The 16442-nt window shown below is 77.5% G+C and carries 12 protein-coding genes; 3 read left to right on the top strand and 9 right to left on the bottom strand.

Annotation, left to right across the window (positions count from 1 at the left end; all coding sequences use genetic code 11):
- Window positions 1-27: 27 nt before the first annotated feature.
- From KRAD_RS03305 to KRAD_RS03315, 3 genes are read right to left on the bottom strand one after another with little or no spacing between them, the layout of a single operon-like run.
- The gene (locus KRAD_RS03305; RefSeq protein ID WP_011981825.1) at window positions 28-1185 is read right to left on the bottom strand and encodes an alkaline phosphatase family protein; all 1158 of its coding nucleotides are present in this window, start codon (window positions 1183-1185) and stop codon (window positions 28-30) included.
- A 5-nt stretch (window positions 1186-1190) separates the two neighbouring features.
- Window positions 1191-1811, bottom strand: a complete 621-nt coding sequence (locus tag KRAD_RS03310; protein WP_203417485.1) for a DUF5998 family protein — start codon at window positions 1809-1811, stop codon at window positions 1191-1193.
- Between the two features lie 32 nt (window positions 1812-1843).
- On the bottom strand, window positions 1844-4543 hold the full coding sequence (locus tag KRAD_RS03315; protein WP_011981827.1) for a bifunctional acetate--CoA ligase family protein/GNAT family N-acetyltransferase: 2700 nt from the start codon (window positions 4541-4543) through the stop codon (window positions 1844-1846).
- A 33-nt stretch (window positions 4544-4576) separates the two neighbouring features.
- Here KRAD_RS03315 and KRAD_RS03320 point away from each other — a divergent pair, with 33 nt between their 5' ends.
- Both KRAD_RS03320 and KRAD_RS03325 read left to right on the top strand, forming a co-directional pair.
- On the top strand, window positions 4577-5197 hold the full coding sequence (locus KRAD_RS03320; protein ID WP_203417486.1) for a nitroreductase family protein: 621 nt from the start codon (window positions 4577-4579) through the stop codon (window positions 5195-5197).
- A gap of 58 nt (window positions 5198-5255) precedes the next feature.
- Window positions 5256-7736 (top strand): DNA gyrase/topoisomerase IV subunit A, encoded by a 2481-nt coding sequence (locus tag KRAD_RS03325; RefSeq protein WP_011981829.1) that lies wholly within the window; start codon window positions 5256-5258, stop codon window positions 7734-7736.
- Window positions 7737-7773: 37 nt separating this feature from the next.
- Here KRAD_RS03325 and KRAD_RS03330 read toward each other — a convergent pair whose 3' ends face one another.
- Window positions 7774-8679 carry a TIGR03620 family F420-dependent LLM class oxidoreductase gene (locus tag KRAD_RS03330; protein WP_011981830.1) on the bottom strand — a complete coding sequence of 302 codons (906 nt, stop codon included), beginning with the start codon at window positions 8677-8679 and terminating at the stop codon, window positions 7774-7776.
- A 76-nt stretch (window positions 8680-8755) separates the two neighbouring features.
- On the opposite strand from KRAD_RS03330, the gene KRAD_RS03335 reads away from it, so the two are divergent.
- Complete coding sequence (locus tag KRAD_RS03335) at window positions 8756-10099, top strand: M20 family metallopeptidase (protein WP_011981831.1); 1344 nt, start codon at window positions 8756-8758, stop codon at window positions 10097-10099.
- A 91-nt stretch (window positions 10100-10190) separates the two neighbouring features.
- On the opposite strand, the gene KRAD_RS03340 is transcribed toward KRAD_RS03335, so the two are convergent.
- From KRAD_RS03340 to KRAD_RS03360, 5 genes are all read right to left on the bottom strand, one after another.
- Complete coding sequence (locus KRAD_RS03340) at window positions 10191-11660, bottom strand: flavin-containing monooxygenase (protein WP_011981832.1); 1470 nt, start codon at window positions 11658-11660, stop codon at window positions 10191-10193.
- A gap of 85 nt (window positions 11661-11745) precedes the next feature.
- Entirely contained in the window at window positions 11746-12744 is a 999-nt protein-coding gene (locus KRAD_RS23915) for an ATP-binding protein (RefSeq protein WP_049821055.1), read from the bottom strand.
- A gap of 65 nt (window positions 12745-12809) precedes the next feature.
- A complete protein-coding gene (locus KRAD_RS03350; protein WP_011981834.1) occupies window positions 12810-14372 on the bottom strand; it encodes a carboxylesterase/lipase family protein in 1563 nt (520 codons plus the stop codon).
- Between the two features lie 121 nt (window positions 14373-14493).
- Window positions 14494-16167 carry a putative PEP-binding protein gene (locus KRAD_RS27430; RefSeq protein ID WP_011981835.1) on the bottom strand — a complete coding sequence of 558 codons (1674 nt, stop codon included), beginning with the start codon at window positions 16165-16167 and terminating at the stop codon, window positions 14494-14496.
- Window positions 16160-16432 (bottom strand): HPr family phosphocarrier protein, encoded by a 273-nt coding sequence (locus KRAD_RS03360; protein ID WP_011981836.1) that lies wholly within the window; start codon window positions 16430-16432, stop codon window positions 16160-16162. Before KRAD_RS03360 ends, KRAD_RS27430 begins: the two co-directional genes overlap by 8 nt.
- Window positions 16433-16442: the final 10 nt, after the last annotated feature.

Raw genomic sequence — 16442 nt, forward strand, 5'->3', positions numbered from 1 at the left:
CGGCCGGCCGGTCCCGGGACCGGCCGGTCAGCAGGGCACGCAGAACAGCGGGACGAGGCGCTCGAGGTCGGACAGGGCCCCGTGCTGCCCCACGAGCCGCAGCGTCGCGGGACGCATCCGCGCCGAGTTCACCACCGCCAGGGGTTCGCGCATCACCGCGAGGACGTCGCCGATGCGCCCGGCGACCCGCTCCTCCACCGGCCCGAACCAGCCGGCGGCCACGGCCTCGGAGCGCAGCACGACCTCCGCGCTCGCCCCGAACCGCGCCCGCCACGCGGCGGCGACCTCCGGTGCGGCCCCGGCCTCGGTGTAGAGCTGGACGGCCCGCGGCTCCCCGCCGGCGTGGCGCACCCCGAGGCTGAGCTCCGGCTCCAGGGCCAGGTCGACGCGCTGGGACGGGGCGACGTCGACCATGCCGTGGTCGGCGGTCACGACGAGCAGGGTCCCGCGGGGCAGCCGCCGCGCCAGGGCGGCCAGGGCCTCGTCGACGCGCTCGAGCTCGGCGACCCACGCGGTGGAGTCGACGCCCTCCCCGTGCCCGGTGGAGTCCAGCTTGCCCCAGTACAGGTAGGTGAGCTGGTGCGGGGCGGAGCGGACGGCGCTCACGGCGGCGTCGACGCGGGCCTCGAGGCGGTCGGGGGTGCCGACGAAGCGCCCCCCGCGCAGCGCGGCCTCGGTGAGCCCGGACCCGTCGAAGTGCGGCGGGGCGACCCGCACGACGTCGACGCCGGCGGCGGCGATGCGCTGGAACAGCGTGGTGCGCGGCTGCCAGCGCCGGGGGTCGACGGCGGCGTCCCACTGCAGCTCGTTGAGCAGGACGTCGCGGTCGGGGTCGAGCACCTCGTACCCGACGAGGCCGTGCCCGCCGGGGGTCAGGCCGGTGCCCAGCAGACCCATGCTCGTCGCCGTCGTCGTGGGGAACCCGGCCGTGAGCGGGCGGTGCAGCCCGTCCGCGCGCCAGCGCCGCATCGTCGGCGCGTGCCCGGAACGGCTCCGCAGGGCGAGGTCGCCCATGCCGTCGACGAGGACCAGGCAGATGCGCCGGGCCTCGGGGACGGGCAGGTGCGGGGAGGCCGCGGCGAACTCGGCCACCCCCAGCGCCCGGCCCACCGCGGGGAGGAGGTCGGCGAGGGTGTCGCGGCCGTAGTCGGGCGCGGGCAGCCCCTCGGGCCCGGGAGCGAGCACGCGGGTCAGCGGGAGGTGACCGCGGACAGCGCGCGGGCGAAGGAGAGGGCGGCGGCCACGGCGTCGGCCCCCTCGGCGGCGCTGGCGATCCGGACGGTCAGGTCGTCGCCGGCGAGGGTGCCGGTGTAGCCGTGGTCGGCCTCGCAGTCGGGGTCGGGGCAGGACGCGGGTTCGAGGTCGACCCGCTGCAGCGCACCCCACCCGAGGGTGAGGCTGACCTCGGCCGGGGTGCTGCCCGGGCGGTGGTCGGCGGGGCGGGTCACGACCTGGGAGACGACCACGGAGTGCACCCGCGAGAGCGCGACCGACTCGGTGGAGCAGACGGCGTAGGCCTCGTTCGCGGTCTCGTCGGGGGCGTGGTCGTCGGCGTGGGCGACGACGAGGCGGGTCGGGGTCGTGGCCAGCACCGTGACGTGGCGGCGGACCTCGTTGGCGTCGAAGGTCGTCTCCGGGTGCACGAGGTGGGACTCGACGGGCTCACCGGCCACGGCCGTCCGCAGGCTGTCCGCGACGAGGGCCGGGTAGTACCCGGCCCGTTCGAGGTCCTGCAGGAGGGCGTCGGGCAGGTCGGATCCCCTCCGGGCGTCGTCCCGGTGGCCGTCGCGGGTGTTCGTGCGCTCGCGCATCCCCCCATCCTCCCGCACGCGGGGAGCGGATCTCACAACGGCAACGTGCGCCGGTCGGGGTCGGCCCGCCCCTGGGGGGCGGCGACGCGCACCACGGCGTCGAGGACGACCGCCCCGCGCTCGCCGACCAGGACCGGGGACAGCTTGAGCTCGGCGATCTCGGGCAGGGCGTCGGCCACGACCGCGACCCGGGCCACGACGTCCTCCAGGGCGGGCACGTCGAGGACGGGCGCCCCGCGGTGCCCGAACAGCTTCGGCGACGCCTTCACCGAGCGGACGAGGTCGGCCACGTCGACGTCGGTCAGGGGCGGGATGCGGTACCCGACGTCCCCCATGAGGTCGAGGGGGTCGCCCTCGACGCCGAAGGACAGCACCGGGCCGAAGAGGGGGTCCTCGGTGCTGCGCACCAGGCAGGGCACGCCGAGGGGGGCCATCGGCTGCACGGCCAGGGTGGTGGCCCCAGCGCCGAAGACCTCGCGCATCTCCCCCACCGCCTCGCGCAGCGCCTCGGGGGTGGAGAGGTTCAGCCGGACCCCGCGCAGGTCCTGGCGCCCGGAGAGCTCCTCGCCGACGGTCTTGAGGGCCACCGGCCAGCCCAGGCGCTCGGCGGCCGCCACGGCCTCCTCCACCCCGCCGACCTCCGCCCGCGGCAGCAGCCGCACCCCGACGGCCTCGAGCAGCTCGGTGCGCTCGCGCCCCCCGAGGGCGGTGCCCCCCGGGTGGGCGGCCAGGGCGCGCTCGACCACGGCGCGCGCCGCGACCAGGTCCACGCCCTCCGGGGCGAGCGGGTGGCCGGGGTCCTTGCGCCGCCAGTCGGCGTAGCGGACGACGGCGGCCAGCGCGCGGACGGCGTCCTCGGGGGTGGGGAAGCTGGGCACGGTGGAGCCGGGGGCCACCTCCGCGCTCCCGGTCACCGCCCCCTCGAGCCCGCCCGGGGAGGCGGAGACCGAGCGGGTCCCCAGGAAGCAGGTCACGCAGGTCTTGCCGCCCTCGGCCGCGGTCCGGGCCACGGCGGCGGCCACGCCGGCGTCCACGGTGGCCGTCGGGGGTACCCAGCTGGCGACGACGGCGTCCACCGCGGGGTCGGCGAAGGCGGCGCGCAGGGCGGCGGTGAACTCCGCCACCCCGGCCTCGGGGTGGACGGCGGTGGGCCCGTGCACGACCTGCAGGCCCCAGCTGACGCAGGCGTCGGCGGCGAGGGTGCCCAGCGCGTCGGAGTTGCCGACGACGGCGATGCGCGAGCCCGCCGGCAGCGGCTGCTCGACGACGACCTGGGCGACGTCGAAGAGCTGGTGGACGTTCTCGACGCGGATGACCCCGGCCTGGCGCAGCATGCTGTCGACGACCTCGAAGGGGACCCGGGAGCGGCGCACGGCGTGCCCGGGCGGGACGCCGAAGCCGGAGGCGCCGGACTTCACGACGATGACGGGTTTGCGCCGCGCCAGCCCGCGCGCCACCCGGCTGAACTTGCGGGGGTTGCCGACGCTCTCCAGGTACAGGCCGACGGCGGAGGTCGCCTCGTCGTCGTGCCAGAACTGCATGAGGTCGTTGCCGGACACGTCGGCGCGGTTGCCGGCGGAGACGAACGTGGACAGCCCCAGCCCGCGCCGCTGCGCGGAACTCAGCACCGTCACGGCCAGGGCGCCGGACTGGCTGAACAGCCCGAACCGGCCGGGCCGGGGGACCTCCTCGGCCAGGGAGGCGTTCAGCCGGACCGCGGGGTCGGTGTTGACCACGCCGAAGGAGTTGGGGCCGATGACGCGCATGCCGTTGGCCCGGGCGATCCGGACCAGTTCCCGCTGCAGTTCCGCCCCCTCGGGCCCGGTCTCGGCGAAACCGGACGAGACGACCACGATGCCCCGCACACCCACTGCGGCGCAGTCGTTCACGACGTCGATGACGGAGGCCGGCGCGACCGCGACGACGGCCAGGTCGACCCGGTCGGGCAGGTCGCGCACCGAGGCCAGCAACGGGATCCCGAGGAGTTCCTCCCCGGCCCCGGCGGCGTTCACCGCGTGCACGGCGCCGGCGAAGTCCCCGGCGACGAGGTCGGCCAGCAGGCGGTGCCCGACCGTCCCCGGGGTGCGCCGCGCCCCGACGACCACGACCGAGGAGGGGGTGAGGAGGGCGGCGACGCTGCGGGCCTCGGCCCGCTGCTCGCGGGCCCGCATGACGTCCAGGGAGCGCTCGGTGGGGTCGATGTCGAAGGAGACCTCGAGGACGCCGTCGGAGTAGCCCTGGCGGACCTCGAAACCGGCCTCGCGGAAGACGCCGATCATCTTGGCGTTGGTGGGCAGCACGTCGGCGGTGAAGCGGCGGATCCCGCGCTCGCGGGCGGCGGCGACCAGGTGCTCCAGCAGGACGGAGCCGAGCCCGCGGCCCTGGTGGGCGTCGGAGATGTTGAAGGCGACCTCGGCCGAGCGCGGGCGGCCGGGCCGGACGGGGGCGGCGTCGAAGCGGGCGATGCCGACGATGTCCTCGCCGATGGTCGCCACCAGCGCCACCCGGTCCACGTGGTCGACCTGGGTGAAGCGGGCCAGGTCGCGCCGGGACAGGCGCGGCAGCGGGGCGAAGAAGCGGAAGTAGCGGGACTCCTCGGACTGGCGGACGTGGAAGGCGGCCACGAGGTCGGCGTCGTCGGGCCGGATGGGGCGCACGTGCGCGGTGCCGCCGTCGCGCAGCGCCACGTCGGCCTCCCACCGGGTCGGGTACCCCACGGGTGGCAGCGGCATGATGCTGATCCTAGGGCGAGCGCGGTCGGCGGGGTGAGGGACGTGGAGTTCGGGGAGGTCCTGGCGCGGCGGCGGATGGTGCGCCGCTACGACGGGCGGCCGGTCGGGGACGAGGCGCTGGAGCGGGTGCTGTCCGCGGGGCTGCGCGCCCCGAGCGCGGGCAACAGCCAGGGCCGGGATCTGCTGGTCCTGCGCACCGCCGCCGAGCGCGCCCGGTTCTGGGCCGCCACCGCGGGCCCCGGACCGGGCGACGCCTGGCTGGCGGGCATGCGCACCGCGCCGGTCCTGGTGCTGCTGCTGGCCGACCCGGGCGCCTACGCCCGCCGCTACGCCGCCCCCGACAAGCCCGGCCCCGACCGGGACGCGGGCACCTGGGAGGTGTCCTGGCCCGACGTCGACACCGGGATGTCGGGGCTGCTGCTGCTGCTGGCGGCGGTCGAGGAGGGCCTGGGGGCGTGCCTGTTCGGGGTGCCCGCCGCGGCCCGCGCGGGGGTGCGGGAGGCGTTCGCGGTGCCCGCGGACCGCCGCCTGGTCGCGGTGGTCAGCCTGGGGCACCCCGCCCCGGGCGAGGTGTCCCGGCCCTCGCGCCGGCACCGGCGGACCCTGGCCGACACCGCCCACGCCGGCCGGTTCGGCGTGCCCTGGGGCGGTTAGGGCGCGCCGGGGGCGCACGCGGACGCGGGGTGTCGCACGGGGACGGCAGAATGCGGGCATGCCTCGCAGGACCGCACCTCCGCCGCCGCCCGACGTCCCGGAACGGATCGTCGACATCGACGTCGAGCAGGAGATGCAGGGGGCGTTCCTCGAGTACGCCTACTCCGTCATCTACTCGCGCGCGCTGCCCGACGCCCGCGACGGCCTCAAGCCCGTCCAGCGCCGGATCCTGTACATGATGCAGGACATGGGCCTGGTGCCCACCCGGGCGCACGTGAAGTCCGCCCGCGTGGTCGGGGAGGTGATGGGCAAGCTGCACCCCCACGGCGACGTCGCCATCTACGACGCGCTGGTCCGCCAGGCCCAGCCGTTCACGATGCGGCTGCCGCTGGTGGACGGGCACGGCAACTTCGGCTCCCTCGACGCCGGTCCCGCGGCCCAGCGCTACACCGAGGCGCGGATGGCGCCCGCGGCGCTGCTGATGACGACGGGCCTGGACGAGGACGTCGTCGACTTCGTCCCCAACTACGACGACCGCCTCACCGAACCCGGCGTGCTGCCGGCGGCGTTCCCGAACCTGCTGGTCAACGGGGCCAGCGGCATCGCCGTCGGGATGGCGACGAACATGCCGCCGCACAACCTGGTCGAGGTCGTCAACGCGGCCCGCCACCTCCTGAAGCACCCCGACGCGGACCTGCCCGCGCTCATGCGCTTCGTGCCGGGCCCGGACTTCCCCACCGGCGGGCGCGTCGTCGGCCTGGAGGGCATCCGGGACGCCTACGCCACCGGGCGCGGCTCGTTCCGCACCCGCGCCAGCGTGCGGATCGAGAAGATCGGGCGCCGCCAGGGGATCGTCGTCACGGAACTGCCCTACGGCGCGGGTCCCGAGCGCCTCATCGAGAAGATCGCCGACAACGTCAAGAACAAGAAGCTGCAGGGCGTCGCCGACGTCACCGACCTCTCCGACCGCCACCACGGCATGCGCCTGGTCATCGAGGTGAAGAACGGTTTCGTCCCCGAGGCCGTCCTGGAGCAGCTGTACCGGCTGACCCCGATGGAGGAGTCGTTCGGCATCAACAACGTGGCCCTCGTCGAGGGGCAGCCGCGGACGCTGGGGCTGAAGGAACTCCTCGAGGTGTTCATCGGCCACCGCGTCGACGTGGTGCGCCGGCGGACGCGGTTCCGGCTCGGCAAGGCCCAGGACCGCCTCCACCTGGTCGACGGGCTGCTCACCGCCATCGTCGACATCGACGAGGTCATCGCGATCGTCCGCTCCTCCGACGACGCGCAGGCCGCGCTGGCCCGCCTGACGGAGCGGTTCTCCCTCTCGGAGGCCCAGGGGCGCTACATCCTCGACATGCAGCTGCGACGGCTGACCCGCTTCTCCCGCATCGAGCTGGAGCGCGAGCAGGCCGAGCTGCGGGCGACGATCGCGCAGCTGCAGGCGATCCTCGACGACGAGGGCCGGCTGCGGGGGCTGGTCGGCGACGAGCTCGCCGCGGTGGCCGCCGAGCACGGGACCCCGCGCCGCACGGTGCTGCTGACGTCCTCCGGGCCGGCGAGCGGCGCGGCGCCGACGCAGCTGGAGATCGGCGACGACCCGTGCTGGGTGCTGCTCTCCTCGGCGGGGCTGCTGGCGCGGACGGGGTCGGCGGAACCGCTGGGCACCGAGGGCCGCCGCAGCCGGCACGACCTGGTGGTGGCCGCCGCCCCGGCGACCGCCCGGGGCCACGTCGGCGTGCTCACCTCCGCGGGGCGGCTGGTGCGGGTGCCGGTGCTGGACCTGCCCGTGCTGCCCGAGACGGCCGGGCGGCCGAACCTGGCCGGCGGGACGGGGGTGAAGGAGTTCGTCACCTTCGGCAAGGGCGAGCGGGCGCTGACGATCGTCCCGCTGCCGGTGACGGGGGTCGAGGACCCCGACGACCCCGGGTTCGCCCTCGCCACCGCCGGCGGCGTCGTCAAGCGCGTCGTGCTGGACCCCCTCGGCAACCGCGAGGAGGTCGAGGTGATCACCCTCAAGGACCTCGGTCCGCGCCAGCGCGACGAGGTCGTGGCCGCGGTGGGGCTGACCACCGGCGAGGAGGAGCTGGTGTTCGTCACCTCCGACGCCCAGCTGCTGCGGTTCCCGGCGGCGCTGGTGCGCCCCCAGGGCCGGGCCGCGGCGGGCATGGCCGGGATCAAGCTCTCGGCCGGGGCCCGGGTCGTGGCGATGACGGCGGTGGCGCCCGACGCGGTGGACCCGGTGGTGGTGACCGTCGCCGGCGACTCCACCAGCGGCGTCTCCCAGCTCGGGTCGGTGAAGGTGACGCCGCTGGCGGAGTACCCGCCCAAGGGCCGGGCCACCGGCGGGGTCCGCTGCCACCGCTTCGCCCGCGGGGAGGACGTCCTGCTCCTGGCCTGGGCGGGGCAGGGGCCCGCGGAGGCGGCGACGAGCACGGGGACGGCCGTGGCGCTGCCCGACGTCCCGGGCCGGCGCGACGGCTCCGGCACCGCGGTGGACCGCCCGATCGCGGCGATCGCGGGACCGCCGCAGGTCTGAGCCGGCCGGGGGCGGTGCGCACCGCCCCCGGCCGGGGTCAGCCGATCAGGGCGTGGGCCAGGTCGCCCCACTGGGCCAGCGGGAAGTCGTCGCCGGAGGCGGTGAGCACCTGCACGGCGACCTCGTCGGCGTCGACGTGGCGGGCGATCCCGGCCACCACGGTGGCGGTGGAACCCCACGGGACGAGCTCGTCGACGAGGCGGTCGCTGCCGCCGTCGGCGAAGTCCTCGTCGCCGTAGCCGAAGCGGCGCAGGTTGGTGGTGTAGTTCGGCAGGGTGAGGTACCCGGTGGTGTGGCGCCGGGCGATCTCGCGGGCCCGGGCCGGGTCCTCCTCCAGGACGACGGCGACCTCGGGGGCCAGCAGCACCCCCTCCCCCAGCACCTGGCGCGCCCAGGCGGTGTGCGCGGGGGTGGTGAAGTACGGGTGCGCGCCCAGGGCGCGGTCGCGCGCCAGGCGGAGCATCCGCGGGCCCAGCGCCGCCAGCACGCGCCGCGCGGGCGGGACGGACCCCGCGGCGTCGAGGGCGTCGAGGTGCTCGACGGCGCGCGAGTAGGGCCGGGCGTAGTCCACCCCCGACCGCTCGACGATGGCGGCGTGGCTGTTGCCGAGCCCCAGCAGGAACCGGCCGGGGTGCTCGCGCTCCAGCTCGGCGGCCCCCCGCCCGGTCTCCTCGGGGGTGGCGGCGTAGACGCTGATGATGCCGCTGGCGACGCCGATCTCCTCGGTGGCCCCCAGCAGCAGCCCGAACACCGGGTGCACCCCGGGGTCGAAGCCCCCGGACAGCCAGATCCGGGAGTACCCGAAGGCCTCCACCTCGCGGGCGGCCGCGCGGGCCTCGTCGCGGCGGGCGGGGTCGGCCCAGGGGGCGCCGCCCCAGAGGCCGATGCGGGCGCGGGCGCGGGCGGCGGGCACGGTGCCGGCGGGGACGGGGAGGTCGCTCACGCCGCCACCCTAGGCACGGCGCCCGCGCGGCGCCCGGCTGGCCAGGGCCGGGGCCGGCGCGGTAGGCCTACCTGCCATGGCTGAGCAGACGAGCGACCCCGCGCGCCCGACCCGACCCGACCCGGCCTACCTGGACGCGGTGCGGGCCGGGATCGAGCGGGCCGCGGCCACCGCGACGCCGCTGACGAGCGGGTACGCCGGCGCCGCGGAGGCGCTGCGGGCGGAGGCGGAGGCGGCGGTCGAGGCGGCCGGTCCCGAGCTGCTCGCCCTCAGCCACGACCTGCACGCCCACCCGGAGGAGGCCTTCGCCGAGCACCGCTCGGTGCGGGCGCTCGCGGACCTGCTGGCGCGCCACGGGGTCGAGGCCGCGGTCGGCGTGCACGGCCTGGGCACCGCGCTGCGGGCGCAGGTCGGTGGCGGGGACGGGCCGGTCGTGGCCGTCCTGGCCGAGTACGACGCCCTGCCCGGCATCGGGCACGGCTGCGGGCACAACGTCATCGGCGCGGCCGCGGTGGGGGCGTTCCTGGGGCTGGCCCGCGCCCTGCGGTCGGGCGGGGTGGCCGGGACCGCGGTCCTGCTCGGCACCCCCGCCGAGGAGGGCGGGGGCGGCAAGGAGACGATGGCGCGCGAGGGCGCCTTCGCGGGCGTGGACGCGGTCGTCATGCTGCACCCGTTCAGCTACGACGTGGCCGTGCAGCCCTTCCTCGGCCGCCGCCAGGTGCGGGCCACCTACACCGGGGTCCCCGCGCACGCCTCGGCGCAGCCGTTCATGGGCCGCAACGCCCTGGACGCCGTGGTCGCCGGCTACCAGGGGATCGCGATGCTGCGCCAGCACGTCCCGCCCACCGACCGCGTCCACGGCATCGTCCTCGACGGCGGGCAGCGCCCGAACGTCGTCCCGGCCACGGCCGTCTCGGAGTACTACGTGCGCTCGGCCGAACCGGCGACGTTGACCGACCTGTGCGCCCGGGTGGACACGATCCTGCGCGCCGCGGCGGCGATGACCGGGTGCGGGGTGGAGCTGGAGTGGGACCGCGCCCCCGCCTACCTGCCGATCCGGGCGAACCGGGAGATGGCCGCGCGCTGGACGCTCCACCAGCGGCGGCGGGGCCGGACCTCGCTGCCGCCGGGGATCGTCCCGGAGACCCTCGCCGGGTCCACCGACCTCGGCAACGTCAGCGTCCGGGTCCCCTCGATCCACCCGATGCTCGCCGTGGCCGGTCCGGGCCTGTCGCTGCACACCGCGGAGTTCGCGGCCGCCGCGGGTTCGCCCTCGGGCGACGCCGGGGTCCTCGACGGGGCGGTGGGGCTGGCGCTGACCGCGCTGGACCTGCTGGCCGACGCGGACCTGCTCGCCGCGGTGCGGGCGGAGTTCGAGGCGGCGGGCGGCGTCCTCGACGTGGAGGCGTTCCTGGCCTGAGCCCGGCGCGGCCCCGGCCGGGCGCGCGGGAGGGCGCGGCGGGCGCCGGCGAGGTTGGCGCCCGGTGCCCGGTGCCGGGACGGTCCACCGGTCAGGCGAACTCCAGGCCGGGGCCGGCGACGGGGCGGTACCGCAACCCGATGACGTCCAGCGGGTAGTTCTGGTGCAGCCGCCACGGCGTCGCCGCGCCCTGCTGCGGGAGCTTCCCGGCGGCGCGGCGCACGTACCCGGCGTCGAGGTCGATGAGCGGACGGCGCTCGGCGGTGGGGGGTTCCCCCGGGGTGACGACGCGGTGGCCGCGGCGGGTCATGAACCCCAGCAGCCGGCACACGTGCTCGGTGACGAGGTCGACCTTCAGCGTCCAGGACGCGTTGGTGTAGCCGAGGGCGAAGGCCAGGTTCGGCACGCCGGAGAGCATCATCCCCCGGTGGACGACCCGGTCGGCGGGGTCGACGGGAACCCCGTCCACGGCGAGGTCCATCCCGCCGAGGAACAGCAGGTCGAGACCGGTGGCGGTGACGACGACGTCGGCGGGCAGGTCCCTCCCGGAGGTGAGCCGGATCCCGTCGGGGGTGAAGGTGTCGATCCCGTCGGTGACCACCGACGCCGTCCCCGCCCGCAGGGCGCGGAAGAGGTCCCCGTCGGGGACGACGCAGAGGCGCTGGTCCCACGGGTCGTGGGCCGGGCCGAAGTGGCGGTCGACGTCGAACCCGGCGGGCAGCGCCGCCGCGGCGCGCTCGCGCAGCAGGCGGCGGGCGCTCTGCGGCCGGCGGCGGGCGAACTGGTAGCTCGCGGTGGCCAGCGCCACGTTCTTCGCCCGCACCAGGACGTGGGCGAGCCCCTCGGGCACCCTGCCGCGCAACCGGTCCGCGAGGTGGTCGCGGGAGGGCAGCGCCACGACCCAGCTCGGGGACCGCTGCAGCATCGTGACGTGCGCGGCGTCGCGGGCCAGGTTGGGGACGAGGGTGACCGCGGTGGCGCCGCTGCCGATGACGACGACCCGCTTCCCCGCGGTGTCGAGGTCGGCGGGCCAGTGCTGCGGGTGCACCACCCGGCCCCGGAAGTCCGCCACGCCGGGGAACCGGGGGGTGTGGCCCCGGTCGTAGCGGTAGTAGCCGGTGCAGCTCAGCAGGAACCCGCACGTCATGCGCACGGTCTGCGACCCGCCGCCGGGGGCGGGGCGTTCCACGAGGAGGGTCCAGCGGGCGGTGGCGGTGGAGAAGTGCGCGCTGAGGACCCGGTGGTGGAAGCGGATCCGCTCGTCGACGCCGAACTCGCGCGCGGTGTCCGCGACGTACTCGCGGATGGAGGCCCCGTCGGCGATGGCCCTCGCCCCGCGCCAGGGCCGGAAGGAGTACCCCAGGGTGTGCATGTCGGAGTCCGAGCGGACGCCGGGGTAGCGGAACAGGTCCCAGGTGCCGCCGGTGGTCCCCCGCGCCTCCAGGACGGCGAACGTCGTCGCGGGCAGGCGCCGGCGGAGCTGGCAGGCGGCCCCGATCCCGGACAGCCCGGCCCCGACGACGAGCACGTCGACGTGCTCGGGCGCCGCCGCGGTGTCCACGCCCCCACTCTCCGAGGTGGGGCCGGTCCCGGCAACAGGGGCCGGGGCGGTGACGAGGGCGGTGAGGGAGACGGCCGGGGACGCGCTACCGCAGCTCGGCGAGCTCGTCGGCCCAGTCGCCGAGGGCGAGGGGTGTCTCGACCGCGACCGCCCGCGGCTCGAACCACACGCACTTGCCCGGGCCGCTCCGCTCGGGCAGCACCTCCACGCCCCAGGCGGAGGAGACGGCCGCGACCAGCTGCAACCCCCGCCCGGTGGTGGCGGCGGGCCCGTGGTGGCGGGTCTGCACGGGGGTGGGCGAGGTGTCGCTGACCTCCACCCGCACCCCGCCGGCGGGTGTGGTGCGCACGGTGACGGTGGAGGGGGTGCCGGCGTGCAGCACGGCGTTGGTGACCAGTTCGGAGACGGCGAGCTCACCGGACTCCTCCAGGTGGGCGGCGTCCAGCTCGCGCAGGACCCGGCGCACGTAGCGGCGGGCCTGCGACACCGCCCCCGCGCCCACGTCGACCACCAGCGGCGCTCCGGCCACCGTCCCGGGGGCCGTCCCGGGGGCCGCTGCGGGGGCCGGGACCGCGGCCCCGCCGGGCGACCCCGCCGGGGCCGGCCGCTCCCCCCGCCGGGAACCGGGCCAGGGGTGCGGCGCCTCCCCGCGCAGCTGGCCCAGGATCTCCGCGAACATCCAGCGCCGGAAGGCCACCAGCTCCGCGGGGGTCGGCAGCGTGAGCAGGTGCTGCTGGGCGCGGCAGAAGTCGTCGGCCTCCTCCAGCACGGCGTCCAGGTGGGCGACCCAGCCGGCGGAGAGCGGGGACGCGGCGTAGACGGCGTCGAAGAACTCCTCCCCGGCGGCGAGCGCGGCGTCCATGGCCCCCGCGCGCTGGGCCCGGTAGGGCGCGTAGGTGGTGTCGAGGTCCACGGCCAGCTCCAGCAGCCGCGCCGGCCACGAACCGCCGGCTCCCTGCGCCTCGCCGACACGGACGAGGGCCAGTTCCCTCAGCAACCCCTCGACGTGGACGCTCAGGCGCGCCCGGTGCCGCAGCGGCAGGCCGAGCAGCCGCACCTCGACGGCCCCCTCACCCCCGGTCACCCCACCACCATCGCACAGGGCGGTCGGCGGGCGCTGCGGCCGCACGGGGGCCGCGCCCCCGGCCCTCACCCCCGGGCGGTGGCCACCGGGGAGCCGTCGTAGGGCCGGAACCCGACGCCCGCCCAGATCCGCTCGCGGGGGTCCGGGGCGCGGTCGAGGGCGTCCCGGGAACCCCAGACGTGCACGGGGGTCCCGTCGGCCCCCGCCGCCGGCCAGCCCGGGTCGCCGCTCGCCGCGAACGACGTCCACGCCGCGACCATCCGCCGCGACAGCGCCGCGGCGGCCGGGGTGGGGAACACCCCCCGCAGCCGCGACGGCGCACCCGGCACCCGGCGGGCCAGCGGGAGGACGGGGACGGCGTGCAGGAACAGCTCCATCGCCCGCGGGTTGCCGAAGGCGAACGGCACGTCGAGGCCGTGGGTCGCCCCGAACCGCCCGCCCAGCGCCGGGGAGCGCCACGTGAAGCGGGAGAGGAACGTCCGGCCCCCGCGCGCGGCGTGGGCCCGGGCGAACCGCCGGGAGGGTTCGGCGAACAGGGCGTCGCTGAGCAGCGCGTCACCCACGGCACCGGGACCGGCCGAGGGCAGCAGCTCGCGGTACCCCGCCACCGCCGCGGGCGGCAGACCGACCGCCGCCGCGAACGCCGCGACGTCGGCCCACTCCTTGGCCACGGGGGCGAAACCGCTGCGGGAGAACAGCGTCCACTCGTCGGCGACGGTGGAGACCATGAGGTCCACCGCCGGGTCGCCGCCGGCGCCGGGCCCTTCCACGAAGGGGCCGGGGACGATCTCCCCGTCCACCACGGGGTGGTAGAGCAGCGGCACCGCACCCCGCGGGCCGGCGTCGGGGTCGGCGGCGAGGTCCTGCGCCACGGCGTCGGAGGCGGCCAGCAACCGGATCGGCGGCAGCCCCGCGAACCCGGCGCGGTCGAAGGGGACCCGCGCCGCCCGCGCGACGCGGGCGGCCACCCGCTCGGCCTGGGCGACGGTGTACGTCTCCGCCGTGACGCTGGCGGCGATCGCGCGGGTGAACAGCCCCCGCGCGGCCGGGGCGCACATCAGCGCGGCCACCGAGGTCGCCCCCGCGGACTGGCCCGCGATCGTCACCCGGGCGGGGTCGCCGCCGAACGCGGCGACGTTCTCCTGCACCCAGCGCAGCGCCGCCACCTGGTCGAGCAGGCCCCGGTTGTGCGGGGCGCCGGGGACGGCCCCGAAGCCCTCGAAGCCCAGGCGGTAGTTCATGGAGACGACGACGAACCCGCGCGCCACCCAGGCCGCCGGGTGGTACTCCGGCGCCGAACCGGACCCCGAGACCCAGCCCCCGCCGTGGATCCACACCAGGACCGGCAGGTCGTGCGGGGACCCGGCGGGCACGTGGACGTCCAGGGTCAGGTGGTCCTCGCCCGCGGAGTGGCTCCAGCCGTAGCCGGAGCGGGGGTCCTGGGGGGCCACCGGCGAGGGCGCGACGGCCTCCCGGACCCCCTCCCAGGCCTCGGCCGGGGCGGGGGCGGCGAACCGCCGCAGCCCCACCGGGGCCGCGGCGTAGGGGATGCCGAGGAAGGAGACCACCCCGCGCCGGGCCGGGCGGGACCGGACCGCGCCCGCCGTCGTCGCCACGACCCTGGGCATCCCCGCGCTCCTCCCGACGTCACGGCGCGCGTTCCGGAGGAACCCCTCGACGAGGCCGGGGGGACGTCCCGTCGAGGGGTCCGTCGAGAACGCGCGACGTGCTGCTCGTACGGGGAGCACGTTACAGCGCCAGGACCCCCGGGTCGGCCAGCCCCGCCGCCGCGTCGCGGGCCCCGGCGGGCGAGTCCGCCGCCAGGGCCGCTGCGGCCATCGCCCGGCAGGTCGCGGCGTCGGTGCGGGCCAGGGCGGAGCGGACCGCGGGCACCGCGGCGGGGGCCATCGAGAGGCTGGTGACCCCCAGCCCCACCAGGACCAGGGCCAGCAGCGGGTCGCGGGCGGCCTCCCCGCAGACCCCGACCGGTGCCCCGCGCGCGGCCCCGGCCGACCCGGTGAGACCCACCAGCTGCAGCACCGCGGGCTGCCACGGGTCCAGCAGCTCGGCCAGGTCCCCGGCGAGGCGGTCGGCGGCCATGGCGTACTGGGTCAGGTCGTTGGTGCCGACGCTGACGAAGTCGAGCCCGGCGGCCAGCAGCTGCGGGGCCCGCAGCGCGGCCGCGGGGACCTCGACCATGGCCCCGACGCGGTTCAGGCCGGCGGCCCGGGCGCGGGCCGCGAAGCCGGCGGCCTCCTGCGCGGTGGCGACCATGGGCGCCATCACCCAGGGCTGGGTCCCGCTGGCCCTCGCCGCCGCGGCGAGGGCGCCGAGCTGCGTGTCGAGGAGGGCGGGGTGGCGGCGGGCGGTCCGCAGGCCGCGGACCCCCAGCGCCGGGTTCTCCTCCGCCGCCGCCTCGACGAAGGCCAGCGGCTTGTCCGCGCCGGCGTCGAGGGTGCGCACGACGACCTTGCGCTCGCCGAACGCCCGCAGCACCCGGGCGTACACCTCGGCCTGCTCCTCCAGCGTCGGGGCGGTGGTCCGCTCCAGGAAGAGGACCTCGGTGCGGAACAGGCCCACGCCCTCGACGTCCAGCGCCGCAGCGCGTTCGGCGTCCTCGAGGGTCCCCACGTTGGCCAGCAGCTGCACGGCGACGCCGTCGGCGGTGCGGCCGGGGCCGCCGGCGGAGCGGGCGAGCTCGGCGCGCGCGGCGCGACGGGCCCCGACGGCCGAGCGCAGCTCCACCCCGGGGTGGAGGGTGACGGTGCCCGCGCGGGCGTCCAGCGCGAGCTCCGCCCCGTCGGGCAGGTCCAGGGCCCCGGCGACGCGCACGACGCAGGGGATGTCGAACTGGGCGGCGATGATCGCGGTGTGGCTCGTGGGGCCGCCGAGCTCGGTGACGATGCCGACGACCCGCGTCAGGTCCAGCGCGGCGGTGTCGGCCGGGGCGAGGTCGCGGGCGACGACGACGGAGGGGCCGGTGAGGTCGGGGACGCCGGGTTCGGGCAGCCCGAGGACCCGGGCCACGACCCGGTCCCGCACGTCGCGCAGGTCGGTGACCCGCTCGGCCAGGTAGGGCCCGCTCGCGGCGAGCAGGTCGCAGAACGTCTCGACGGCCTCGTCGACGGCCGTCGCGGGGCCGGTGCCGAGCCCGAGGCGGCGGTCCACCTCGGCCAGCAGGCCGGGGTCGGCGGCCATCAGCGCGGTCGCCCGCAGGACGTCGGCCGTCGTCCCGCCGGCCCGGTCCGCCCGGGCGCGCAGCGCGTCGGCGACGGCGTCGAACGCCGCCCGGACGTCGGCGCCCGCGGTGGCGGGGTCGGTCGCGGCGGGTTCGTCGGCCGGCGGCCGGGCGGCGGGCGCGAGCACGACCGCCGCCCCGACCGCGGCGCCGGTGCCGACGCCCACCCCGGTGAGCTCACGCATCGTGGTCGGTCTCCACGAGGCCGGCGAGGGTGGCGAGGGCCTCCTCGGCCCCCTCCCCCTCGGCGGACAGGACGACCCGGTCGCCGTGCCGGGCGCCCAGCCCCATGACCATGAGGATGCTGCGGGCGTCGACGGGGTCGCCGGACCCGACGGCGATGGTGACCGGCAGCCCGGTCGCCGCGGCGGCCTGGACGAACAGCGACGCGGGGCGGGCGTGCAGGCCGACGCGGGAGGCGACGACAGCGGTGCGGGTGGCGGTGGACACGGGTTGCCTC

The sequence above is a fragment of the Kineococcus radiotolerans SRS30216 = ATCC BAA-149 genome (assembly GCF_000017305.1).
Taxonomy (GTDB): domain Bacteria; phylum Actinomycetota; class Actinomycetes; order Actinomycetales; family Kineococcaceae; genus Kineococcus; species Kineococcus radiotolerans.